Source organism: Paenibacillus sp. FSL L8-0435 (assembly GCF_037965655.1).
Lineage (GTDB): Bacteria > Bacillota > Bacilli > Paenibacillales > Paenibacillaceae > Paenibacillus.
The window spans coordinates 5,736,700-5,762,914 of the sequence record NZ_CP150185.1; the positions used below are offsets into that span (position 1 = coordinate 5,736,700).

Below are 26,215 nucleotides of genomic sequence, written 5' to 3' on the forward strand. Positions count from 1 at the left end.
TTCTTTCTGTCCTCTCCGTTATCGTGTAAATTTTTAGTTGAACATGTATAGCTCAAAAATATTTCAAAAAGGTTTACCGCAGTAGCACGGTTTGTATTTCATAAGGTTTAAAAGATAGTGTAATCTGGCCATTGGTATGGGCCAGTGGTTGAACCGGTTCTTCGAGTGCGTTGGAGTGATGGGCTTGCTCAAAGGCATGTGGCCATTGCAATGTGATGTCTTCGCGTTTGCCTGAGGATTCATAGAAACGCAGCACGGTGCCTTGTCCATCCTCTGCCATTTTGACGGTATCCAGAATAACATGGTTACTATTAAAGTTAATCCAGGAGCCTGTTGCTGGACGTACAGGTGCCGCAATTGCAGTTGCATCTGCAATTGGATCAACTCCAGTCCCTGTGCTTTGCTGTACTTCTTCCCTCTGCTGTACCTGCTCTATCTGTTGCTCTTGTTGTATCTGACCCTTTTGGTTCACCTGCTGTACCGTCACCTCATGATTCAGCTCAGCTGCCTGACGTACGGTGTGTGCAGTTCTCCAGTCTCCGTCGTGCGGATATAGGGAATACGTGAATTCATGTTCTCCCAGATCGGCTGTGCGATCCGGCCATTTGGGTGCACGCAGTAGGGACAAACGAATAGTGCTTCCCTGCACGTCGTACCCGTACTTGCAGTCATTGAGGAGGCTCACGCCGTATCCATATTCGGACACATCTGCGAAGCGATGTCCACAGACTTCATACTGCGCTTGTTCCCAGCTTGTGTTGCGATGTGTTGGACGTTCCAGTGCGCCAAATGGAATTTCAAATGTGGCCTTGGAGGTCACCACATCAATCGGGAAGCCAACTTTCAGAAGTTTGTGATTTTCGTTCCAGTTCACCTGTGTTTGAAAATCAATTCGCCGTGAGTCATGATAAAAGACGATATCTTGTGTGATTTCCGATTGATGGAGATTCCAGCGGAAACGCAGGATATCCTTCGTTGTACCCGCCAGCACCAGCTTTTTCTCCAACAGTTCCACTTCGCCAGCAATCTGTTCCTCATAACGACTGTCGATATCCCATGCATCCCATAGGGTTGGACGATCGTGGAAGAAGTGAAGCTGATTGCCTCGTTCACCCGGCTTCAACATCTCACGCTCCGCGGTCTTATCCCACAGACGGGTGATCTCCCCACGTTCATTGAATTGCACATGATAAAAGGCGGTATCCCATGTATCATTAAAGGTTGGTTGTGCGGCAAGGGTCGTCATTTCCCGTACATTCGTTTCCCTTGTATTTTCCGGTACCAGCCAAATCGTCTTATATCCAAACGCCGGAATGTCTGTCACGAGAATAGACATGCTGCCATCCTCCCGATCCATCCGCAAGCGCTGACCTTCTTCATCGATGCCGTAGCGATCCAAGCTATCCTGCACAGCCAATTGAACAACTGCACTCCGTTTCCAGCCCAGGCTGTTGAATACAACATAGGCTAATGAACCTTCCGGTCCCTCTGTGTTGATACCCGTAGTCAATGCTGCAATGCCTTGATCCAGTCCGGTTCTGCCCAATTCAAATACCTGTACATATTCTTCATTCGAAGTGACGTAGGATTCCGTAATCGCCGATCCCGGAATAATATCGTGGAATTGATTCAGCAAAATTAATTTCCAGCCGTCATGCAGATTTGAACGCACTTCAGCTTCTGCATCTGCCTCCATATCTGGAAGAGCAAGTGTATTCCACAGCTCGGCTTCACGATACAGAACCTCCGCTTTCCGATTGTTACGCTTATTGCGCGCATGGGTCGTGTAGGTTCCCCGATGTAACTCCAGATACAGATCCCCATGCCACTTCGGCAGTACAGGTTGCTCCTTTTCAATCCCGGCAAAGAAAGCTCCAGCTGTGCTATATCGGCTCGCAGGCTGTCCAACCATCAGGTCTGCGCGATTCACATACTCCAGCATCTCGCGTGTTACGCCACCGCCGCCATCTCCGTGTCCGTATAGAAGCATATGCTCCGGATGAGCCGCTTTCTCACGGTAGGACTGCCAGTGATCATGAATGTCCTTCGGCAACGTATGCTCGTTAACACCATGATTGAGGTAAGACAGGATCGGTGTGCCGTCAATGCCCACCCAGTGGAAGAGATCGTATGGAAACACATTTGTGTCGTTCCATCCGAGCTTTGTTGTCATGAAATATTCCACATTGCCATGCTTCAAAATCTGTGGCAGGGAGGCACAATACCCGAATGTATCCGGCAGCCATTCAATCTGTGATGTCTTGCCAAACTCCTCCATATAGAAACGCTGACCATACAACATCTGGCGAATGAGGGACTCCCCGCTCGGGATGTTCAGATCCGGCTCAACCCACATGCCGCCCACCAGTTCCCAGCGGCCTTCTACAATCCGCTGCTTCACCCGCGCGTACAGCTCGGGATCATGCTTCTTCAGAAACGCATATAGTAAGGGTTGGCTCTGGGAATAAACATAGTCCGGATATTCATTCATGAGTGCATCTACAGTGGAGAAGGTACGGCTCGTTTTGCGTACCGTCTCACGTACAGGCCACAGCCAGGCAATATCAATATGGGACTGTCCCACCATATGCTCCAGACCTTCCGCGTTTCCGCCAATCTCACGCACATGATGCTTCAGATTATTCTCAATCTGACAAATACCCTCTCCCTGCTCAATCTCTTCTGCTGACTTGCCTACAAATTGATCCATCGCACGATATACCAGTTCTAACAGGCGAACCCGCCGAAAGTCACTTTCCGGTAACAACACAGCCGAATCACGCACAATAATGACGGTATACATCAGACTACGAACCGCTTCATTGGGTCTCACCAGCAGGCTCGTAATTGATGTGATCGGTGGCTGAATAACCGCCTGTTGATTCAACGGGTCTATAGGTTCAGGTACCGGATCAAACATCTCGATCTCCAGTTCGGGATTGGTTCCAACTTTGGATGGATCAAGCGTGACGTAGGTATGATTGCGGTCCAGACCCTGATAAGAGTGCCCATTTACCCGAAGCAAGCCTTCTCCGCCTGTCTCAAATACAAGCCCATAAGTTGCTTGCTGCCATGTAGCAGGGATCTCCAAACGTGTTCTGAAAAAATAAGTCGTTCCCTGTTTGCTCGGAAAACGCTCAAAATCTTTCCCTTCGGGGTACTCACCCTGATCCTCATACTGTCCTGGCACATTATAATAAGCGCGGGTAATATCCCAGCTGCGCAGCTGTAATTGCTCCAGCCACTGATGTTCGGACAACTCGCGAATAAATCGTCTGATACGTTCCAACGTCTTACGCCTCCCTTACGGTCAGTTCGGCTATTTGCGTATCGTTAACGCTGCTGCCGATATGAATATGGAATTGTCCCGGTTCAACGACAGGCTTCAAATCACGACCAATATACTGCAGTTGCTCGGCTCCGATTCGGAATTCCACGGTCTGTGTCTCTCCTGGCTCCAGGTTCACTTTTGCAAACCCCTTCAGTTCCTTGGCCGGACGAGTTAGTGAGCTGACCACGTCAGAGATATACATCTGTACAACTTCTGCACCTGCATAACGGCCGGTGTTGGTCACATTCACCGATACCTTAACTGAATCATCAGTTGTCATGGACGAAGAACTCAGCTTCGGTTCGCTGTACTCATATGTGGTATAACTCAGTCCGTATCCAAATGCATAACGTGGCTCCAAATCCTCTTCCAAATACCTTTTGCCTCGGGACCGTTTGCCGTTATAATAGATCGGTAACTGACCGACATGCTTCGGAATGGAGATCGTCAATTTACCCGATGGATTCACATCACCGAATAAAATATCTGCAATGGCATGCCCGCCCTCTTGGCCCGGATACCACGCCTCCAGAATTGCATCGGCATGTTCATCCACCCAAGGTTCAGTGATGGGACGACCATTAATGTAAACAACGACAAGTTTTTTGCCGAGCTTGTGAATCTCCTGAATGAGTTCCAACTGTACTCCGGCAAGACCCAACGTCATCCGGTCGATCCCTTCGCCACACTCCATATCATTCCAGGAGTTATCGGACACATTGGAAGCTCCCGTTTTCAGATCGATCGTTCCTTCTCCAAAGTCACGTGCACTGGAGCCACCAACCACCATAATGACTGTATCTGCCTGGCTGGCAACTTCAAGGGCACGCTCGAATCCTTCTTTCGAATCACCTTTGATCCGGCAGCCTGGTGCATAAAGAACCTGATCTGTACTGCTGTCACCAGTCAAAGCACCAACAGAACTCTTCTCCGTTTGCCCATCCACATGATTAGCCAGCTTACTGCGAATCCCATCCAGTACCGTTGCCACTTTCGACTTCGGTTGCGGAGATGTGTAATCGCCCAGTTGATTGTAAGCCTGGTCTGCATTAGGACCAATCACGGCAATCTGGCCCACATCTGCTATCGATAGAGGTAGCGTGTCAGCCTCATTTTTGAGAAGTACAACACCTTCCGCTGCCAACTGGCGTGCCAGCTCAACATGAGTTTCACTGCCAATCACTTCTGCTGCACGATCTGCATCCACATAAGGCTGTTCGAATAAGCCCAGTCTGAACTTCAACGCCAGCACGCGAGAAGCAGCCTGATCCAGAACCTGCACATCAAGCTTGCCTTCTGCCACCGCCTGCACCAGATATTGCCCAAACATCTCACCGGACATCTCCATATCGATGCCTGCCTCAATCGCCTGTACGGAAGCTTCCATTCCATCTGCCGCGACATCATGCCCACTTGCCAGCATGTTGATCGCACCACAATCCGTAATGACCAGACCGTCAAAGCCCCAATCCTTACGCAGTACATCTTCCAGCAATTCCGTATTCACGGTGCAAGGCGTGCCATCAATTTCGTTGTACGCTGGCATGATCGACGCAGCGCCAGCTTCCACCGCTTTGCGGAATGGATAGAGATCCACTTCCAGCAGTTCGCGCCAGCCCATATGTACAGGCCCTGCATTACGTCCACCTTCCGAGCTGCCATAACCAACAAAATGTTTCAGCGTTGCCGCTACTGTATCTCCACGGTCAAGACTTTCACCCTGAAGCCCTTCTACGGAAGCAACTGCCAGCTCTCCAATGAGAAACGGATCTTCACCGAAACATTCCTCCGTACGTCCCCAGCGCGGATCACGCACAACATCCAGTACCGGAGAATAGGTGACCGCACCACCTTGAGCACGTGTCTCCCGTGCTACTGCCCGGCACATCTCCCGATACAAATCCACATTCCAGGTGCTCCCCAATAAAAGAGGAACTGGATAGACCGTTCCGTCAATAGCCATATGACCATGCGAGCACTCTTCCCCGATCAGAATGGGAATCCCCAGTCTGGAATGTTCTATTGCATAACGTTGAATCAGATTGACCGCCTCAGCACCTTCTCTGGCAGACAGTCCATTTTCCAGTGTAACGCCAGTCCAGGGATCTGCCCGAAGCGCACCGTAAAGGGAGCCGATGCCCCCATTTTCCACTTGCTGTTTAAAGGATTCGTTTAACGTGATGTTCCCTTGATCATTCGTATATGTTTGCCAGCCAAATGGCTGCGTAAGTTGGCCTACCTTTTCTTCCGTAGTCATCAGGCTAAGCAGGTGTTGTACCCGTTCCTCTACGGATTTGCTTTGGTCCTTGTAAGTCATCAATCTGCATCTCTCCAATCCTATAACGTGATCCGGTTATTCTTTGACCGCGCCCACCGTCAGACCCTGTACGAAATAACGCTGGAAGAACGGATAAGCGAATATAATCGGCAACGTAGCAAGCACAACCATCGCCATTCGGGACGTATCCTGCGGAATGGACTGCATGGCTGCCAGACTCATCGAACTGTTAGCAGAGTTCTGCTGGATAAACTGGATACTCGACTCGATACGCATCAGCATGGATTGCAGCGGTACCAGATTCGGATTATCGATATATAATAACGCATTGAACCAATCATTCCAGTAACCGAGTGTACTGAACAACCCGATGGTTGCCAGTCCCGGCAAGGAAAGTGGAACCACGATTTTCATAAAGGTATAGAACTCACCAGCGCCATCAATTTTCGCCGATTCAATGACTGCATCCGGTACACTAGTCGAGTAGAATGTACGCAGAATCATAATATAGAAGGCATTCATCGCCAGCGGCAGAATCAGTGCCCATAACGTATCTTTCAATCCAAGCAGCTGGGATACGACCATATAGGTTGGAATCATCCCGCCGTTGAACAGCATGGTCAGAATTGCAAAGATGGAGAAAAATCTCCGATACCTGAAGCTCTTGCGGGAGATCGCATACGCATACAGCGACATGAGAATCAGACTGATGATGGTACCAAGTACCGTCACCAGAATGGTAACTCCATACGCCCGCAGCAGCGTGTCCCCACTCTGCCAGACAAACTGATATGCCGCGAGACTCCATTCTGCCGGAATCAGACGATACCCATCACGGGCCAGTGCTTTCTCGTCTGTAAACGAGATGATAACTACAAATATAAAAGGAAATACACAGATCAGAGCAAATAGACCGGCGATGATGTTCATGATCACGTTCCATCCGTTGGATACGTGGTGGAAGTCGCGTTTTTTAACGAGCCTTGCTTGAGCCATAGTGGTTCACTCCTTTCCCTGTCCTAGAATAGGCTACTGTCTTTATCTACTTTGCGAACAACATAATTGGAGATAATAACAAGCACAAAGCCCACCACGGATTGATACAATCCCGCTGCTGTACTCATGCCGATCTCACCACTAGTTTTTAAACCTCGATATACATACGTATCAATAACATTGGTCACGGAGTATAACGTTCCCGAATCCCTTGGGACTTGATAGAACAGTCCAAAGTCGGCATAGAAAATGCGGCCTACTGCCAGCAAGGTCATAATCGTGATGATGGGTGACAGCAACGGAATCGTAATATTACGAATCTGCTGCCATTTGCTTGCTCCATCAATCATGGCTGCTTCATAGAGTGATTTATCAATCCCCAGTATGGAAGCCAGATAGACAACGCTGCTATACCCGATGGTTTTCCATAACGCTACGAATACCAGAATATACGGCCAATATTTTGCCTCAGAGTACCACTGAATCGGTTCCATCCCAAACCAGCCGATAATCTGATTCAACATCCCGCGGTCCATGCTCAAGAAGCTGAAAGCGAAGTAACCAACGATAACCCAGGATAGAAAATACGGCAGAAACATGCCGGTTTGATACAGTTTGGCGAGTCGTTTATTCACTAGTTCCGAGAGCAGGATTGCCAATGCCACAGCAAATACCAGTCCCAGGAAGATAATGGCGATGTTATAAAAGAGGGTGTTGCGTGTAATGAGCCATGCGTCACTTGTGCTGAACAGGAATTTGAAATTGTCCCAACCAACCCATTCACTCTTCATCAGACTTGCCCAGAACCCTTCACGGCTGAATCGATATTCTTTGAAAGCAGCCACTGTGCCCACAAGTGGCAAGTAGGAGAAGAAGAAGAACCAGATGGCGCCTGGCAGCACCATGAGCAGCATGACTCGGTTTCTAATCAGGTTTTTCAAAAATGTAGTCATTGTGGATATCCTCCTTCAGGCTTGAATGAAAAAGGACCGGACGCGATAAGCAGCCGCCCGATCCTTACGATGTACTGTTACTTGTTTTCCGCTCTCCAGGCATCCAGCTGGCTTTGGGCTTCAGCCATTACTTTCTCCAGTCCGGCTTGATTGAACTTCTCAATCACTTGATCCAGATTGGCTGCCGGGTCCAGTGTACCTGTCATCAGTGCTGCCCAATATTGCTCTTTCACGTTCTGTACCGCTGTCAGTTCGGACGATACATTGCTTGCATCAAAGTTAAAGCTGAGGATCGGGGAATTGACACCTTCAGCGTTAAACTTCTTGAACTCATCCCATTTGTTATCCGGGTCATTGCTGTTCAGATAGAGCAGCATGTTGTTCCCAAGGGAGTATGAAGGCATATCGTAGTTTTTCGATTCAGGCAGATTTTCCATATGTGTGTCATCCACTTTTTTGTAGTGTGTGCCCTCAATACCGGAGTCCACCATATTACGCAGCACAGGATCTGTATTGAGCAGGTTCAGGAATTCCATCGCTTTCTCCGGATATTCCGAGTTCGCCGAGATGGCCATGATGGAACCTTGTACAGATGTATTTGTTATAATTGCTTCACTTGCAGGTGTGGAAACGACTTGATAACCGTAACTTGCAGACCATTGATTGTCCGCGAGCGGCTGAGTCTGTGCACGATCCAGGAACCAGTTACCCGATGTTGTCAGGTCGTTCGTGGAACCTGTTGTTGCCGCTTCTGCCGACACATAACCAGCCTTGTAGTATTTGTGCATCGTGGTAAGTGCTTCTTTCATTTCAGGTGTTTCCAGTATGTTTACAAGCTTATAGTCTGTTGTATCCAGCTTGATTGCCATCGGCAGATTCTGAATGACATAGTCATAAGGCACGTAAGGAACATAGTTTTTATCCATGGCAAATGGTGTTACACTTGCCTCGTTTTCCTTAATTGTTTTGAGCAGAGGCTCCAGACTGTCTAACGTACGAACGCCCGAGATATCCAGCTTGTATTTATCAACCAACATTTGGTTAAAGCGCCATACCTCTTGTTGTGGCAGCTCTTTGTTGGCTGGAATTCCGTAATTGTGTCCATCTACCTTGGAACCGCTGAGGAATGCAGGATCAATGGTCTTGGTAAGATCCTGACCGTATTCAGCAAGCAGGTCATCCAGTTCGAGGAATGCACCTTTTCTGGCATTTTGTACATAATCGAATCCACCAGAAGAAGTGAACAGAATGTCCATTGGCTCACCGGATGCTACGTTAACCTGCATCTTCTGCGGGTAGTCACCCCAGTCAACCATCTTCATCGTTACCGTGGCATTAATTTTCTCTTTGGTATACTTGCTCACTTCTTCCATCACTTTATTGACGTCTTTCTGAGGGGTACCGATGGTATACCAGATCAACTCTACCGCGTCATCTCCAGCTCCCCCGGATTCTGAAGCATCTTTGCTTCCTCCACAGGCACTAAGAACAAGTGTAACGGCCATTAACAATGCAAGAACGAGTGAGAAGCGTTTTCTTTGTTTACTCATTTCTTTGATCCTCCCTTTTCGTGTTCCCTTAGGCTCTACTTACTAACTGCTTTAACCTTATCGAATGAAAGCATTTACAAAAAGAAGATAAACTTAAGTTTTCGAGGTACAAATTAAAGAGAAATCGTCCTTGGGCATCTATTTTGTACCTATTTAAATAAATCGCTTACATGAAAGAGACATGCCGGGTAACGTATGCCATGATTTTCATCCATGCCATTCCTGTTCCCGATATGTCTCTTGGCTCTCTGTCCGCATGGTTGGATCTACCCGTCACCGAATTAACCAAACACCTTGAAATCAGTCGGTGAAATCCCTACATATTTGCGGAACTGTTTATAGAAATACCCCGTCTCCCAATACCCTACATTTCGGGCGATCTCATGTACCTTCAGATTGGAATTACGTAGTTGCTCCTTCGCACGTTCAATCCGGTATTTGTTGATATATTCGGCAAATGTCTCCCCGGTCTCCTTATGGAACAATTGTCCCAAATACACCGGATGAAGATGATAATGGGCACCCAGCAGCTTCAGGGAAAGCTCTTCTGCGTAGTGTTTGTCGATATGCTGAAGCACCTGGTTCACAATCGGATTCTTCAGATCCTGCAATAGGGATTGGATCGTCTGCGACCCAACCTGCTGAAGTGCCCGCACGAGTTCATCAAAAGTGCCACTGTCCAGTACAAGTTGAAGCCCTTGTTGGTATATGGCAGACTCATCCGAGTGTTTGATGCTCTCCAGTTCCATTTTGAAGCGAATCACAACTTCCAATGCGGTATTCTGTAACTCCCCAGGTGTAAGCCCATCGCGATGCTGTTCAAAATCCATGCGAATCCGGTCGGCAAGTTGTTCTGTATTGCGGGATAGAATGAGTTTGGCATACTCCCTCCATTCAATGAAAAAGGTCGCCGTTGAATTTCCGCACCTTTCCAGCATGGCATGGTCGATGACTTTAAGGTCGGGATAAATCATCACATACTGGAGTGCTTTTTTGGCCTCCGCATAACTGGTCGGCGCATGGTATAACCCTTTCATCAATCTGCCTGCTCCAATGCGTGCCGCCGGATGGGTTAGGGTTATCGCATCAGATAATGCCTGAAGGCCATCCATTAGCTCCTGTTCCTCGTCACTCGTACCCTGAATATTGGCAATAATGACGATGTCTCCATCGATATCATGAAATACGTTCAAATGGCGTTTGTCTCTCAGCATTTCCTCAACGCGTTCAAACATGCCAGCTGTCTGCCCTTTGTCCCGCAAGACAGCCACAGCAACGTAAGGTGCATCTAGCGAAAGGTTCATAAACTGGGCACGTTCTTCAAATTCGGTAGCTGCAATCTGTCCCGTAAGCCATCGATGAAGAATGTTATCTTTTAGAATCTGGATACCATACGCATCATCGGCTTGAGGTGATAACGTATGATCCAGCTTGGACGCCGTGTTGCTCAGCGTGGATTCCAGTTCCTCCACATTAATCGGTTTGAGCAGATAGTTTTCGATCCCCAGCTGCATGCCTTCCTTCAGATATTCGAACTCATTAAAACCACTCAGGATAATGACCTTGATCTCAGGTTGCACTCGCCTTGCTTCCCGAATCAGGTCAAGACCATTCATGAGTGGCATGGATATATCCGTGATCAGAATGTCCACAGGCTGAGTGGAGAGCGCTTGTAACGCTGCCTGCCCATTACCTGCATGGCTCACAATTTCCATACCAAATGAAGACCAATCCACAATATCGTATAAACCTTCAATGATGAATGGCTCATCGTCCACAATAAACACCTTGTACATATTACACACCTGTCCCTTCTGTATGTGGATAACGCACCCTGATTCGTGTTCCTTCTCCGAGGGTGCTCTCTATGGTGATACCGAACTCTGGTCCATACAGGAAGCGCAATCGACTATGGACACTGCGCAGCCCGAACATCTGACCAGACTCTTCAGGACGTTCCAGTTCTTCAAGGATTTCCGACAGGCGTGCCGGATCAATGCCTTTGCCATTATCTTTCACTTCCACTTGCACCACATCATCTGTCTCTTCCACAACAATCGATAATCGGTTATCCGAACGTTCTGTCTGAATGCCGTGTACAACATAATTCTCAATGATAGGTTGCAGCGAAAGTTTGACCACAGGGTGCTGATAATAAGCAGCGTCGATCTGGATCGTGTATATAAAAATATCCTTGTAGCGGATTCGGAATAACTCCAGATACAATCGACAAGCTTCCATCTCATCCTTCAGCGTATAATTTTTCTTCTGCTGTACCAGGCTCTTGAACAATACGGATAGACTATAGATCATCTCGCCAACATCTCTCGCCCCTTGGGATATCGCCCTCATCCGAATCACTTCAAGCGTATTGTAGAGAAAATGAGGGTTGATGCGCGCCTGTAATGCGACCAGCTCGGTCTCCTTCTGTTTGATCTCGGCTTTGTAGACCCGTTCAATATACAGATTCAGCTCATCCAGCATGTCGTTGAAGCTATGTGAGATCTGCCCCAGTTCATCATCACGTGCGTCGTCGATGCGAGCCGTCAAGTTGCCATATTTCACTTTTTGCGTAAAGCGAATAATTCGACGGGTTCGTTTGGCAAAGTTAATAATGAAAAACGCCGGAACCAGCACGGCAAACAGAATACACACAATACTGATCGAGATGATGGTATTGCGAATGCCCGCATAGGTTTCAGCCATCTCTTCCACCGGAACGGTACCAATGACCACATAACCCTGATCCGCGGAGACAAACTTGTTCACGTACATGTTCTGCTCCTTTTTCATTGAATCCATATCCGTCTGATCAAACAGCGAATCGGCCACATTCACGTAGGGGTACTTCTTCCCGTAATAATGATTGTTGGAGTCAAATAACACTGTCCCCTTCGCCGATAACACCACGATTTCTCCCTTGAGATTACTCTCGTAGTTATCCAGAGCGTTACCGATTCCTTCTGAGTCAAAGAAAACAAGAAATTGGCCCAGATTCCGAAGAGTCTGTGTATTGTTAATTGGTACGCGGATGGAATAGAGCGCAGGGTCCCATTGATTAATCTCTTTGCGAATCCAGTAATTGGGTGCACTGATATTGGGTGTTTCCATCGCCATCACGTCCGGAATATAGGAATGAGCCACATTCGCGTCCAGCTTGCGGAACTGCTTGTGTTGATTAAAGGTAGACAGATCCTGCTGCTCGGCGCTATACAACATGAGTTGATTAATCTGCGAATTGCGATCCATAATGTTCTGAAAATGTTTCAATACATCGGCCGAATAGTCGTCCTGGTTGGCGTAATATCCATTGGTCATGTGCTGAACATATTCAGCGTACGAATGATTCATCAGGTAAGTAATGTTGGCGGAAAGCGCCTCATTCTGATGCATGTCCCTCACCATGTTTTGTACCGATTCATACTGCTGATGAATGTATCGATCCACATGTTCCATCGCCGCTTTCTGGATCGCCAGTTCCCGGCGAATCGTGGAGTCGGACACCGACAGGAAGATGATATAAGATAACGTAATGATCGTGACAATAGATATCATCGAAAAGATCAGGAGCATTTTCATAAACATATTATTTTTGAAGAAATTATTGTAAACGCTAACAATTTTCAATTCGCATGTTCCCTCCGATGCTGTTTTCCTGACTATATAAGTTGAACTAAAGATTACTTACACTGACACTACGATGACAGAATAACCTTCCAATCGCTGTTATCCCCAGATTTTTTCGATTCCCTTTTCTTAAGGGAAAATCCGGTGATAGCGTATGCTTCCGATGCAGCTTTCTTTCAGAAAGCTTTTAGGCGAACGCTTCGCTTTTTCAGGTTTCTTCTGTCCTCTCCGTTATCGTGTAAATGATTAGTTCAACTTATATTGAATTATATCACCAGGCTTCTGACATTAACTTGTCACCTGGAACTTTTCTTTAGTTTATATCTGTGTTTCTTTAATTTCACCCTATTTAAAAACGCTTTCATCCACTATCGTTAACCATAAGTTTAGCTTTGTGTAAAAGAATACCTTACATTCATTCCACTTGAAGGAGGAACAGCATGACACGCAAACTCAAACCAAAAGGCCTCATTCCCAAGGTCACTGCCATGGTCCTGACCACGGCTCTGCTTGGACAAGTTGTTGCATCATCCGTTTATGCCGGAGACACGCTCCCTTACACCGGTGAAAGTGCCAAAGGGGTTAATCAGCCCTATCAACACGGATACACCTCGGCCCAGATTCTGAACTGGACACCCGAAAGTGATATCCATGGCGATTTACTTCGTGCCCATGTTCCCTTGCAGCCCCGTAATGAAGCCTTCGCCGCCACCCAAGCTTATCCCGAGCTTAGCCCGGACACCCAACTGTTCACAATGAGTGGTGATTACGGCAATGCATTTTTCGATAGCACACCTTATACCAATGAATTCAGCCAGTATCTATTTAATTATTGGCAATATACAGATTACTACAGCTATTGGCACGGCATGGCCTCTGCGGGAGTACCTGAGGAGCTGTACGATCCGAGTAAAGAGTGGACGGAGAAATACTTCGAGTTTGGCATTTTGAACATTCCGAATCCGGCCTACACCAATGCAGCCCACAAGAACGGCGTTAAGTCCATTGCTAACATCTTTTTCTCGGACAATGACCGTGGACCACAAACCTATAAACAAATGCTGATCCAGGATGAAAACGGTAACTTCCCTGTGGCCGAGAAACTGGCCGAGATGGCAGAATACTACAACTACGATGGATATTTCTTCAATCAGGAAGAGGTTGCCCGGGGTGTAGCCCCTGAGGATATCGCTTCCTACAAGAAATTCATGAAATATCTAAGAAATAAAGGCCTGTACGTTCAGTGGTATGATTCCACCATCAATACAACAGGCAAAATTCAATACCAGAACCAATTCAATGGGCTCAACAGCCCCTTTGTACAAGATTCCGTTCTCGGCAGAGTCTCGGATTCCATCTTCCTGAATTATGTATGGAACCACAAGATGCTCCGCGATTCCCGTGATCATGCCCTTAGTCTGGGACTGGATCCATTGGAAACCGTATTTGCTGGTGTCGAAGGTGGACATGACAAGTTCGGCCGCTGGAAGCAATCCTATGACCTGCGCCATAACCTGGATGAGAACGGTCAACCCATGAACAGCATCGCGACATTGGGTGCCGACTTCACCCACAACGCCCTGGATGAAGAGATGGGCGACGGCAGCACCAATCACAGAGCTGAGGATGAGTACCAGTGGATGACCTTTGTGCGCGATCGTGCGTGGTGGTCTGGTCCAAATCAAGATCCGACAGATGCACGTCGTAATGCGTCTGCCGATCTGTCGGATGTGTATGCTTCCGGTGCAAATTGGGATGGAATCGCTGCGTATCTGACCGAACGCTCCGTTATCAACGGCTCTAATTTTGCGACCAGCTTCAATACGGGCCACGGTCTGAAATATTATGAAGACGGCGCTGTCTCGAACGATAAAGAATGGTCGAACATCAACATTCAGGATATCCCTGTCACTTGGCAATGGTGGATGGATAGTAAAGGTGACAAGCTCAGTGTTGATTTTGACTATGGTCCCTCTTATGAGAAAGGCGCAAGGTACAACTATGACTCCATTGGCGCGTTTAATGGCGGCAGCTCTCTCGTGGTGAACGGCACACTGAACGCGGAGAACTTCCTGCGCCTGTACAAGACCGACCTGTCCGTCAACGGACAATCGAAACTGGAACTGACGTATAACAAACCGTCGACTAGTGACGCTTCCTCCCTGCATGTTGGGTTGATCTTCGAAGATGATCCATCCAACGTGGTCAACGTAAATGTGCCTAATGCAGGCCAGCATACAGAAGGCTGGAAGACAACTTCGCTGGATTTGAGTGCCTATCAAGGCAAAACCATTGCCGCTATGGGATTATCTTTTGACCCGAATGGCAAAGCAATTGAGAATTACCAGATGAACATTGGCGAGATCCGCATTTCCGACGGTTCAGCGGCTGTACCGGATGCACCGACCGGATTCCATATTGCCAAAGCACTGACCAACACCGACGAACTGGTTGTTGCATGGGACATGAAGGACTATTCAGAGGTCAAGCAATACAATTTATATGAAAATGGCGCCTATGTAGGCGGCGTGTATGATTCCACTTTTTATATCAAATCGCTAAAACAGCCGTCTGGTGAACTGTCTATACGTGCGGTGGGTGCAGATGGTACCGAGAGTGAAGCAACCGTCCTGCCTTACGATCTGAATGCAGCCGTTCAGAATATGGATGTGAAATTCAAAAAGAATGGCGATGCCATCGTAAGCTGGAAAAACCCGAAAAAAGCAAAAGATTCGGGCAAAGACAAAGATAAGAATACCGGTAAAGACAAGGATAAAAATAAAGACAAAGGTAAAGGCAATGAGTCTATTCAACTCACACTACAAGCCGAATACACAAAAGAACCTTTCACCAAGTCACTTCAGGTTAAAAAAGGAAAACAGTCTGCCGTCTTGACCGGACTTCCGACCAACGGTGAGCATTACGTGCTGAACATCGCCATTGGCGGGCAGAACCCGGTAACCCATACCGGACAGCTGGCAGATCTTCAGATTACACCATACGCCAAGGAAAAGGTCACGGTAAAAGATGGAAAGTACACATTAGCCCTCCCGGATCTGGAGGACTGGTATAAGATCTATGTATATGAAAATGGGGTGGCACGCGAGTTCGGAGTCACTTACGTATCGCAAAAATTCCCGTATATCATTCGGGGAAGAACAAAGCTGAGTGAACTGACCTTCACGCCATCATCCAGCAACAGCTCTTTGAAGCTGGTTATTGAGGATTATGCGGGCAATCAGGCCGCTACGATTTTGAGGTAACACTACAAGGTATTTTCGCGCCCGCCTGCATAACAAAAAAGAAACGTACAGCCCTTCACTTCCCAAAGGAAGTTGAAGGGCTGTATTGGTTGATCTCGAGTATGTTAGCGACTGAGATTTAACGCATGAGTTTACCAAAGTTGCCGTAACCTACATTCTAGCTTAATTGGCATCATCATTCTCGTCCCGAAATGTATACAAAAAGATCGTTCGGATTTTTGCAACGATCCGTATTGTCAGTCCGCTAGTTGAAATCAGCAGCTAATCACTTTGATGCCATTTTAAGTTTTGTTCAACTAACGTTCCCCGTAACAATAAACTCTATCGCAAAGGATCAAAACATACAGACAGCCAATTAGATCCCCCCCATCTCTCAAGATGGCTGCCTACTCCGAGAGGGACAAGAAACTTTCTTACTTTGTTTCTTAATTTCTTGATTGCTCGATAATCTAGATGATCATAGTGATCGTGTGATATAAGTACAGCATCAATTTCTGGAAGTTCCTCAATTCCGATTGGCATTTGTTCACTATAACGCCTGCCACCAAATCTAAAGGGAGAGGTATAGTCCGTAAATACCGGGTCTAACAATAATAATTTGCCATCCAGTTGGATTAATGAGGTAGAGTGTCCGAACCATGTAACCGATGCATTATCCATGCTTCTTGAGAAAAAAGATTTTGTTATCCTTTTAACTTGAAGCGGTTCTTTAGGTCGCGCATTAGGATTTCCTTTCGCGATTTCACAGAGTAGTGGTAGTAACACCTTTAGTCTATAGTCGACACGCGATTCAATAGGATATTTAAACTTCCCTTTTACGAAGTTCTTGGATTGTTGGAATTGGCTTTTCCTCTTTCTGGTCAGTCTTGCTCCAAAAACGGGCAAAGAGTTCAAAAGAACAATACTTAGAAATATCAAAATAAGAATAACGAAAACTAACGTTCCGTTTAAGACAACCCCATTATCGCCCAACGTTAACGATCTTCCTGACCCAGGTTGGCTCATTCGTCGCCGCCCTTACGAGGCAGTCGGCGCAGTCAGCGAAGGAAAGTGGCCGGAGCGGAGAAATGCGGATCGAGGGGCCTGCCGTATATTTCGAAGTGGCGGCTACGTCGCTAAGAGCTGGCGGTCGTACAATGATCCAATCTAATTCGCTCCGTTGTACTGCACGCTCGGCAATGGCCTTGTCCTCAACCGCCTTCGTGAAAATACGACCCGAAATATTTATGGCTAAACGATTTAGTGCTGAAAGTTCTTTTCCATCGCTCAGACCAATGCCGCTCTGCATGACGAAGTGCTTAACTCCGGCGCTCTGACAGGCTGCCAGGATGTTTGTAATGCCCACCGACATGATGGTTCCTGGCGAAAAGTTTTTGCGGATGTTCGAGATCCCCTCCGATATGACGGTACCCTGCGAAAAGTTTCCGCTAGGACCTATGCAACTAATTACCACATCTGTATCGGCCAAGGCCTTGGCAATGCTCGGCATATCAAGTACATCTCCCTGTCGGACGCTGAGGCGCACTGTGGGGGCGATGACTTCCGGCCGGCGAGCCACGGCTACAACCTCGTGCCCCAAATCAAGTGCTCGCTCTATCACTTTCCTGCCAGTCGCACCCGTCGCCCCTATTACTGTTACCTTCATTAAGTAGTTCCCCCTTCGAATGTGATAATTATTACTTCTATTCATAGCTGCTTTAATAGACAGCACCGGTGGCTGCCAAAGCTTTGACGCATCTTGCCAACCGCGAAGAAGATCGGCTCCTACTGGTTAATATCCACAGAAAAAAATGCACACTGGAGTATTAGGTAACAACTGTGTATAATCATAAACAGAAAAATAATGAATCAGCAATTACCAAATAACCGTAATTCGTGCATTTATTCACAAATCATTTGAAGTTGTGTAATTTATTTCAGAAAGCATGGTGACTCATAGTGTCTAAGGTGGATAGAAGAATAATCAAATCTCAAGAAGCGATAAAAAAAGCTCTGATTGAACTGATGATTGAAAAAAAAATCGACCAAATTACTATACAAGAAATTTCCGATAGGGCAAATGTTAGCCGAAGAACCATCTATCTTCACTACATAGATAAATTTGATCTTCTAGATAAGCTAATGGAAGAACATATTAACGAACTACGGAAACTCTGTGAATTAGCAGCTAATAATACCGTTTTTTATGATGCGGTATTGTTATGGTTCGAGTACTTTGAGAGTCATTATTTATTTTTTTCAACGATGTTGGCGAATCAAGGAGGTCCTTTTTTTCACAGTCGGTTCCTTGAGTTTGTCCTCCAAGAGTTAAAGAATGTAGAAAACATAACCGAAGTAGATTCTCAAGGATTAAGTGACGGTGACGGTGACGCTGAAGATGTATTTATTCAATTTTTTGGAGCTGCTATCGTAGGGGTAGTGGAATGGTGGTTCAAGAATGGAAAGCCCTCCCCCCCTCACTATATGGCACAACGAGTGGGGGCGTTGTTAGAAAGGAATTTATAATCGATCTTGAATCAACACACTTTATTTCGCTATACTGCCCGTTAGTTGAATAAAAGCAGCCGATCACATGGATCAGTTGCTTTCTTAGTTAAATTGAGCTATCGTTTCTTCGTTAGTTCAATATCCTTTACTGCTAGGAGGTCAGCAATCACTTCATTTTTTCAAAAGGAAACCGAAGTAGATATTTATTGAAATAATATGCAGAGGATTTCCTAATGTTGATAGCTTCATCGGCCGAGCTGAGATAATTGCAGAACGGAAAACCGGATGCTCGTTGTTAAAAAAATTTGGCACGAGAACGATATAAAGCTAACAAAGAAATTGCGAACAGCTTTGAAGGTTTATGTCGGTTTAGGCGAGCCAGGTACTTGACATATGTAATCCGTAGCCCTAAAATGAGCTAAGTCAGTCGATTATGGACTCGATGAGTCGATAATAGGAGCGCAAATGAATTATTCTTAACTCGACTTTGTATGAATGCAAGCTGAATCACGCACCTTTTTTTTACCCCTATTACAGACATAAAATATCCATAATATCTTATTATTAATGTAAGTATAGGAGGCAGTGACAGATCGTATCACTTTACTTTTAAGAACTTAGATTAGGGAGATGACGAACGATGAAAATATTTATGACAGGCGTTACCGGATATATTGGAAGTTCTGTGGCTAAAGTATTGCTCGATGCAGGGCATTCTATCTATGGTCTGACACGGAACACCAGCCAAATAAACGAGTTGAAAGAGCTTGGAGTGGAGCCTGTCGTGGGCACACTTGGAGATACGGAAATACTGGCTGATTACGCAAAACGGAGCGATGGAGTGATTCATACAGCTGACGTTGCTCACCGCAAGGCTATTGAGACGTTTATTAGCGCTTTGCGCGGTACAGGAAAGCCATTAATTCACACATCCGGTTCAGGCAACTTTGGGGATGATGCCAAAGGCGAATTCCAGAGCGAGCAAATCTATAACGAAGAAACACCTGTAACAAGGGACTTGGAATCGATTCGAGTCAATGAGCTGGTGCGTAAAGCAGGGGTCGATCAAGGAGTGCGAGGCATTGTCATCGTACCTTCCATGGTATATGGAACGTCTCTCGGACTTCCAAGAGACAGCATTCAGCTTCCATTGATTGTACAGAAATCGAAAGAAATGAAGGCCGGAGTATATATTGGCAAAGGTCTGAACAGATGGTCGAACGTCCATATTCGTGACTTGGCCCAATTGTATCTTCTTGCGCTAGACAAAGCGCCATCCTCCTCTTACTTTTTCGCAGAAAATGGCGAGGAATCGTTCCGTGATCTAAGCCGTTACGTGAGTGAGGCGCTTGGATATGAGGGACGCACGGTGAGCTGGTCTCTGGAAGAAGCGGTTGCTGAATTTGGCCTTCTGGCTCAATATACACTTGCGACGAATTGCCGAATTCGCTCTGTGCATGCTCGAAACTTGCTTGGCTGGAAGCCTGAAGCCGAATCCGTGCAAACTTGGCTTGCCATGGGTATTAACAACGCTTTCAGTCAATAAAAATTACACCTCTTATTCGCAAGATGGCATTGAGTTAACCTGCCCGTTAGCTTAATGAGGAGCTCATCATCCTAATATCATATTGTTCCTGTTCTCTACTTTCTATAAAGGTATACAAAAAAGGAGCGTCACCATTTCTGCAACGCTCCTATTGTCCGTCCGCTAGTTGAAAACAGCAGATGATCACTTTGATACCCTGCCGACTATAGGTCCTAGGAATGTTAAGATTGCATCTGTTTACAAACAGTATTCCACTCATAGAGAGGTTGCTGTAAGTCATGATTTTATACATCAAAAGGAATTACTTATGTAAGGTCCCCAGCCACTCACCCTAATTAGAACGTCTCAACCAACTTCTGAATCTTTGAGTGGGAAATTAAATATACTGGTCCCATTATTTCTATTTTGCCGTCCTCGACACGTATAGCGCTCTCCTGTTCTGCCGCATAAATATCAATTTCTTCAGACAAGGGGAACAGGTAGCCTTGAACAAACGTTGCGTAATCGCGTTGAGAATGAGATTCGTAGGCAAAATGATCAAAGCCAATACCATCATAAATAGTACTTGTTTCAACTTCATCCGTGTTATTCAAGCTTAACCATTTTGCAGCCATGTTTAACGCACCGGCGCTGGCACCCATTATAATGGCATTGCTATTCTTAATAACATCCGATAATTCATATTCCACCAAAAAATCGTTCTGCAAAACAGGATATCCACCACATAAAAAAATGACAGAAGCGTTCTGAATGAATCGCTGAGCATCTTCTTTCTGCATACGGTAATCGATGAAATGATATTCATCAAAAATAATGTTAGCCTGATTCAACCATGTCCATTCAGAAATATCATCAAAGTTAACTTGCTCATCTGTATAACCAGACGGATCAGCACTAATCATAACAAGCGATTTTCTGTCTTGTATATCCTCCTGCAAACAATGGACCAGCTTCTCAGGAAAAAAATGATTAAACCAACTGAAATAGTAGTGAGTTTTCAAACTTAATTACCTCCATATGTATTATTTACATTCATCCATAGGATTCATAAAAAACCTCTTTTTATATGCATTATACAAAATAATCCAATTAATTGATAGTACATTTAACATAACTATAACCCCGTTAAAAAAAGCCCGGTTCTTCCCCCGGGCAACATACATTTTTGTATGGGTTACTTACTTATAAACTCTACCATCTTCTGATGCAATTCCTTCTCGGAACATTGAAAGATACCATTAAAATCCTCAGGGTTACGGATCAATGTGTTTAACTGGTCTATTCCATATTGTTGAACAACAAACTCCACAAATAGGAACGAAAACTGAAAACCTTTCATCGTTTCGAAATCCCAGGTATCATTATCTAATTGTTCGAACGTTGGGATCTCTAAATTGTGAATAGCCTCTTCTGTTGTACCTTCAATAAAGTCCTGAGTCATCAGCTTGGCTTCATATCCACCAATTCCTTGCCTTATCCATTTCGGAGACTTCGGATTGATTTCACTTATTAGCCACATGTTGAACAAGTGAACCGTACCTTTAAGAATCAGGTTTGTTACTTACAGGACTAATCACCCTTTTTTGAAATCCCACTTCATATCATCTCTATGATTTCATATCTTTACAAATTAATAATGATAAGCAAAGATTGGAGTAGTTCTGGAGGGAATTACATCATATAACCGACTTCCCAAAATGAAGGAGAGATAATAATGAAATACACCAATGTTTTATTTGTTTTATTATCAAACGTCATTGTTTTAGGTAGCTTAAGCACGTTATCAACTGCATCATCTTCATTTCATACTTCAGATAAAATAGCACACATTGCTGCTGACTCAACATCTGTGAACTCTTCGACATACCAGAGTATATCTAAGTTTGAAAAAACAATAGGCTCAAACAAAATTGTCTGGAGAGGTGACAACACCTCTATAACTGCAAATACCTTAAAGCAAGATGCTGCTGCCGATTTTGAACAAAACATCATTGACACCATTGTAGTTACTCATGGTAAAGAAAAGTACACCCTACAAACAGGAGATTTTGAAGTTAAATTATTGGATATAACTAGTGTTGCTGAATCTCCATCGAATGAATGGATTACTATCCAAGTAGAAAAAAGTGCTGGCAGCAACCTCATTCTCATGAACCTTAAAACAGGAAAGTACACGATTATAAACGAACGTCTTGAAAAAGCAGGTAAACAAAATGTAGAAACCATTTCATCATATAATTGGTCACCAAAAGAAGACAGCATTGCATTTTCTTATGGAAGTACGGATAAAAGCACGTTAGCAATATACGACACTAAGAAAGACAGTGTTGTTTATCTCCCTCGGGCAACCAACTATATTAGCACAGGTCTAATTTTATGGCATAAGAACGGAAAAAATATTGATTATATTAGTGAGTATCCTTCAGATCAATGGGTTCTTTTCAGATACGATACAGGAAGCAAAAAAGTTAAGCCTGTAAAAAAAATCACAAAAAAAGAATTTCAGCAGTGGTTCAAATTAGATAAATATCCTACAAAACAATAAAAAATTGGATTGAACGTAAAATACGTTGCTTCAGTTCAACTTATATAGCAAAAAGGCGAGTCTCCATTAATCGGAGGACTCGTCTTTTTGGTTTTATTATAAATATTTAAGAAGTTCCTTTTTGCTTACTCGCCTGCATCTGCTGTGCAAACCGCATCATCTCTTCGAACTCTTCCTCGGATACGGCGTCTTCATCGGTGCTTATGTCTTGTACAATCGGAATTTCGGGCTTGGCTTTGGTTCCTTTGCCGTATGTACGGGTACGGGTTCCAGCTGCACCAGCAGCCTGTTTGCCTTTGACCTTGGCCTGATCGCGAATATATTGAACAGCTTTCTCATATGAGTTTACCTGTTTAAGTAGCATGTTGGAGGCGATTGCCTCAACAAAGTTACGGTTAATCCGCTGCTCTCCGCCGGATACAAGCAATGCCATCAAATAATGAATCAATACATTGATGACTTCACCAGGCAACTTGTAGCTCAGATCAATTTTCTCAAATATATCGATCAGATTGTCTGGTACTGCACCTGGGAAGAACGTCTGCAGCAGACGCGTATACGGCTCATTCCGCAACATCATATTGTATTGATGAATATCACACTTCGTCATAAATTGTGGAGGTACTTCGACGTAATATTCCATCTGTACCCCATGCTCAACAGGTGGTTCACCGGAGTCTTCTTTCCGCTCTGGCTCCTCCATATGCTGTCTCAGTGCCACGACCTTGGCCGCCTGTACAGTCTGTTGCTCATGGCGCTTCTTCGTCTGTCTGAACTGCATGCTCGCCTTATGCTGGAGATCATCCAGAATCAGCTGGCCCTGCGGACTGAAAATATCATCTTCGTCCAACAGACGGCATACATCCTGCACACTGAGGTTGAATTTGTTCACTACATAATTTACAATGCCTAGTTGTTCGTGATCAAATCGCAACTGTTCCACATGACGACGATTGACCGACTCCCGCGGGAAACGCAAAATAATGTCGGCATAGTTCAAACTGTTTTCTTCCGCTGCATCATTCGTGCCTGTCCGCTGGGCCGTAGTTGATACTTCCGACAAAGCCTGCTCCAACTCGTAATCAATCACGTGGGTATTCAATTCAAATATATCGTAAAAGGGAACGGAAATATTCTCTTTATTGGCTGCCGGATAAGGCGCGTCCCCATTTTCCACTGCCGAGAAACCGGAACGCAGGGAAAGGACGGCGAATTTACCTATCTTGTCACGAAGCAGCAGTGTCAAATGCTGTGTCCGGAAAAACTCTGCCGGAGAGAGCGGCGGTTGCAGCTCATATTCGTAGATGTAATCATCATTTTCCGGTATATATAGGCGTGATGTCTGAAGTAGCCCCACTGCCTCAAGCTTGGATGTCTGCTCTAACAAATATTTGCGCCCTTTCTCACTTGGCTCCAAGCCAAGCGTCATGAACAGCCTCCGTTGCTGTTCAAGCGGCGAATAACCGACCTGTTCACCGGGAAGATGCTGAAACAACAGCCGATACAAGCCAACCGCAAAAGCACCTACCATGGGCTGATATGCTCCTGTAAGCATACGGTCATCCAGGGCGCTAAGTCCAAACTCCCTGTATACGCAGTAGCGATGATGTTCAGTATAATGGTGCAGATTCTTCATGCGCATAGCCTGATCTCCTTCTCCCCAAAAGTATGTTTATCTATTCTATCATAAATGTCTGATCATCAAATGCTCAAAAACAGGTAAAAAGATGGCCTGTTCTCGCTCCGTTTCGTCCTAGGTCGACATCATTCACGTTTTCGCCGAATTTAGCAAATTTCTAAAATAAAAATGTCGAGAGCCGCTAGAATACTATAAAAGCTGTAGCCGCAGAATACAAGGGAATATCTAAAGAGAATGTTCTCCAGATGTATATGAAGTACAAGTCTACAATAATCCTTCTAATAAAAATGAACAGCAAAAAAGCCTTCCCTTTGTACTCGTAAGCGTTTACGACAAAGACAAGACTTTTCACGCGATTACAGTGGCATGTGTTACCTCTTTCCATCAATCTAAAACATTCTGTACCCACCCAAACGTAACTTCTGAATCGTCCAGCCACTGATTACCGCACCAGCCAGTCCAGCGATGCCCGTCATATAGTCTACAATCTGGAAAGAACCCAGATGTGACATCAGAGATGACGACTGATCCCATAGAGAGTACACAACAATAGGTAGAATTACAATAATGAACAGATAGGAAGGAAACCAGGTTGTCTTCATCAGCATGTTCAGAATGAAACCGATACCAAACATCATAACGAAAAATAATACCATCAATACCAACACAGGTATAAATTGCATCGGACGACATTCACCTCTTCTTTCACACATTCAGGTTTCACTTCTGGATAGTAGTTAGTGTACCGCAAAAAATGTGGCGAAGCAACGAACTTTCTGGACAAATTTCCCTATATTTATACTCTGTTCATTTGCCCTTCTGCTTCATGTTGGGATACAATGTAAACGATAAAGCAATCACCCGTCCCTTATAGTGCGTGTTCAAAATCAAAAGCGGACTTTTTGAACAACCTCTTATAGGGATTTGGAAATATACCTTGCAGGAGGAACACAACCAATGAACGAAGCCGCATCAACACTGGAGGGCTGGTATGCCCTGCATGATTTTCGCTCGATTAACTGGGCCGCCTGGAAAGCAGCAGATGATGAAGAACGCGCTGTAGCACTGGACGAGCTTCAGGAATTCTGGAAAGAATGGAAAGAAGTCGAGGATTCATCCAAAGGAAGTACCGTTGTATATACGGTTGTAGGTCAAAAAGCAGACCTCGTCATGATGCACCTGCGTGAAACGCTGGAAGATCTGAAGGCTGTTGAGAACGCGTTTAACAAAACGATGTTTGCCCAATACACAACCAAATCGTATTCCTACGTCAGTGTAGTGGAGCTGAGCAACTATCTTGGCAAAGAAGGCGAAGACCCGATGCAAAATCCGGATATTATCGCCCGTCTGAAACCTGTTCTGCCACAACGACAATACATCTGCTTCTATCCGATGAACAAAAAACGTGAGCTGAATGACAACTGGTACATGCTTTCCATGGACGAGCGTCGCACCATGATGCGCAGTCACGGCATGATTGGCCGCAGCTATGCGGGTAAAGTGAAACAGATCATTACCGGCTCTGTCGGTTTCGACGACTGGGAATGGGGCGTTACGTTATTTGCGGATGATGCACTTCAGTTCAAGAAACTCGTCTATGAGATGCGTTTCGATGAAGTTAGCGCCCGTTATGGCGAATTCGGTTCGTTCTATGTGGGAAGTCTGTTGAACGAAGGAACACTGGAAGACATGCTTAAGCTGTAAAAATAGCACAAAGCACAATAAAGCACCGCGACATCTCCTATTAAGGATATTGTCTGCGGTGCTTTATTATCTATCAATATTCTACTACCTCAAGCTTGATTTAGATCTATATTGTTTGAACTATTTATTTACATAAAAACGGAAAGGACAGAAAAAACCTAAAAAAGTGAAGCTATAAGCTTTCTGAAAGAAAGCTACTTCGAAAGCATCCACTTCGCCTAAAAGCTTTCTGAAAGAAAGCTGCATCGGAAGCATACGCTATCACCGGATTTTCCCTTTAACAAAAGGGAATCAAA

At 45.3% G+C, this 26,215-nt stretch carries 18 protein-coding genes; 5 read left to right on the forward strand and 13 right to left on the reverse strand.

Translation table 11 applies throughout. From position 1 onward, the window contains the following. Positions 1 to 73: 73 nt before the first annotated feature. The 7 genes from NST33_RS25520 to NST33_RS25550 form a co-directional block, all read right to left on the reverse strand. Positions 74 to 3,289 (reverse strand): alpha-mannosidase, encoded by a 3,216-nt coding sequence (locus NST33_RS25520; protein WP_339305545.1) that lies wholly within the window; start codon positions 3,287 to 3,289, stop codon positions 74 to 76. Between the two features lie 4 nt (positions 3,290 to 3,293). Continuing rightward, positions 3,294 to 5,648, reverse strand: a complete 2,355-nt coding sequence (locus NST33_RS25525; protein ID WP_221821043.1) for a glycoside hydrolase family 3 N-terminal domain-containing protein — start codon at positions 5,646 to 5,648, stop codon at positions 3,294 to 3,296. A 36-nt stretch (positions 5,649 to 5,684) separates the two neighbouring features. Continuing rightward, on the reverse strand, positions 5,685 to 6,605 hold the full coding sequence (locus NST33_RS25530) for a carbohydrate ABC transporter permease (RefSeq protein ID WP_221821009.1): 921 nt from the start codon (positions 6,603 to 6,605) through the stop codon (positions 5,685 to 5,687). A gap of 23 nt (positions 6,606 to 6,628) precedes the next feature. After that, the gene (locus NST33_RS25535; protein WP_036605780.1) at positions 6,629 to 7,558 is read right to left on the reverse strand and encodes an ABC transporter permease subunit; all 930 of its coding nucleotides are present in this window, start codon (positions 7,556 to 7,558) and stop codon (positions 6,629 to 6,631) included. 77 nt (positions 7,559 to 7,635) lie between these two features. Further along, positions 7,636 to 9,108 carry an ABC transporter substrate-binding protein gene (locus NST33_RS25540; protein WP_036605779.1) on the reverse strand — a complete coding sequence of 491 codons (1,473 nt, stop codon included), beginning with the start codon at positions 9,106 to 9,108 and terminating at the stop codon, positions 7,636 to 7,638. 281 nt (positions 9,109 to 9,389) lie between these two features. Beyond that, entirely contained in the window at positions 9,390 to 10,904 is a 1,515-nt protein-coding gene (locus tag NST33_RS25545) for a response regulator transcription factor (protein ID WP_221821010.1), read from the reverse strand. Between the two features lies 1 nt (position 10,905). Next, positions 10,906 to 12,693, reverse strand: a complete 1,788-nt coding sequence (locus NST33_RS25550) for a sensor histidine kinase (protein WP_221821011.1) — start codon at positions 12,691 to 12,693, stop codon at positions 10,906 to 10,908. A gap of 482 nt (positions 12,694 to 13,175) precedes the next feature. On the opposite strand from NST33_RS25550, the gene NST33_RS25555 reads away from it, so the two are divergent. Continuing rightward, positions 13,176 to 15,998, forward strand: a complete 2,823-nt coding sequence (locus NST33_RS25555; RefSeq protein ID WP_221821012.1) for an endo-beta-N-acetylglucosaminidase — start codon at positions 13,176 to 13,178, stop codon at positions 15,996 to 15,998. A 321-nt stretch (positions 15,999 to 16,319) separates the two neighbouring features. On the opposite strand, the gene NST33_RS25560 is transcribed toward NST33_RS25555, so the two are convergent. Both NST33_RS25560 and NST33_RS25565 read right to left on the reverse strand, forming a co-directional pair. Beyond that, positions 16,320 to 16,970 carry an MBL fold metallo-hydrolase gene (locus NST33_RS25560; protein ID WP_339305547.1) on the reverse strand — a complete coding sequence of 217 codons (651 nt, stop codon included), beginning with the start codon at positions 16,968 to 16,970 and terminating at the stop codon, positions 16,320 to 16,322. Beyond that, positions 16,960 to 17,643 (reverse strand): NAD(P)H-binding protein, encoded by a 684-nt coding sequence (locus NST33_RS25565; RefSeq protein WP_339305549.1) that lies wholly within the window; start codon positions 17,641 to 17,643, stop codon positions 16,960 to 16,962. The genes NST33_RS25560 and NST33_RS25565 overlap by 11 nt, the downstream gene beginning before the upstream one ends. Before the next feature lie 293 nt (positions 17,644 to 17,936). Here NST33_RS25565 and NST33_RS25570 point away from each other — a divergent pair, with 293 nt between their 5' ends. Beyond that, positions 17,937 to 18,503, forward strand: coding sequence for a TetR/AcrR family transcriptional regulator (locus NST33_RS25570; protein WP_339305551.1), 567 nt, complete (start codon positions 17,937 to 17,939; stop codon positions 18,501 to 18,503). Positions 18,504 to 19,125: 622 nt separating this feature from the next. After that, entirely contained in the window at positions 19,126 to 20,031 is a 906-nt protein-coding gene (locus NST33_RS25575; protein ID WP_339305553.1) for an NAD-dependent epimerase/dehydratase family protein, read from the forward strand. A 335-nt stretch (positions 20,032 to 20,366) separates the two neighbouring features. Here the strand turns inward: NST33_RS25575 and NST33_RS25580 are convergent, their stop codons facing one another. Together NST33_RS25580 and NST33_RS25585 are read right to left on the reverse strand one after the other, a co-directional pair. Further along, positions 20,367 to 21,032 (reverse strand): cyanophycinase, encoded by a 666-nt coding sequence (locus NST33_RS25580; RefSeq protein ID WP_221821017.1) that lies wholly within the window; start codon positions 21,030 to 21,032, stop codon positions 20,367 to 20,369. Positions 21,033 to 21,205: 173 nt separating this feature from the next. Then, on the reverse strand, positions 21,206 to 21,550 hold the full coding sequence (locus NST33_RS25585) for a hypothetical protein (protein ID WP_339305555.1): 345 nt from the start codon (positions 21,548 to 21,550) through the stop codon (positions 21,206 to 21,208). A 195-nt stretch (positions 21,551 to 21,745) separates the two neighbouring features. Here NST33_RS25585 and NST33_RS25590 point away from each other — a divergent pair, with 195 nt between their 5' ends. Next, the gene (locus NST33_RS25590; protein ID WP_339305557.1) at positions 21,746 to 22,576 is read left to right on the forward strand and encodes a hypothetical protein; all 831 of its coding nucleotides are present in this window, start codon (positions 21,746 to 21,748) and stop codon (positions 22,574 to 22,576) included. A gap of 106 nt (positions 22,577 to 22,682) precedes the next feature. Here NST33_RS25590 and NST33_RS25595 read toward each other — a convergent pair whose 3' ends face one another. Together NST33_RS25595 and NST33_RS25600 are read right to left on the reverse strand one after the other, a co-directional pair. Then, a complete protein-coding gene (locus NST33_RS25595) occupies positions 22,683 to 24,218 on the reverse strand; it encodes a helicase DnaB (protein WP_339305559.1) in 1,536 nt (511 codons plus the stop codon). A gap of 386 nt (positions 24,219 to 24,604) precedes the next feature. Next, a complete protein-coding gene (locus tag NST33_RS25600; protein ID WP_221821020.1) occupies positions 24,605 to 24,898 on the reverse strand; it encodes a YuiB family protein in 294 nt (97 codons plus the stop codon). Positions 24,899 to 25,172: 274 nt separating this feature from the next. Here NST33_RS25600 and hemQ point away from each other — a divergent pair, with 274 nt between their 5' ends. Then, complete coding sequence (gene hemQ / locus NST33_RS25605) at positions 25,173 to 25,919, forward strand: hydrogen peroxide-dependent heme synthase (protein ID WP_036605768.1); 747 nt, start codon at positions 25,173 to 25,175, stop codon at positions 25,917 to 25,919. Positions 25,920 to 26,215 lie beyond the last annotated feature (296 nt).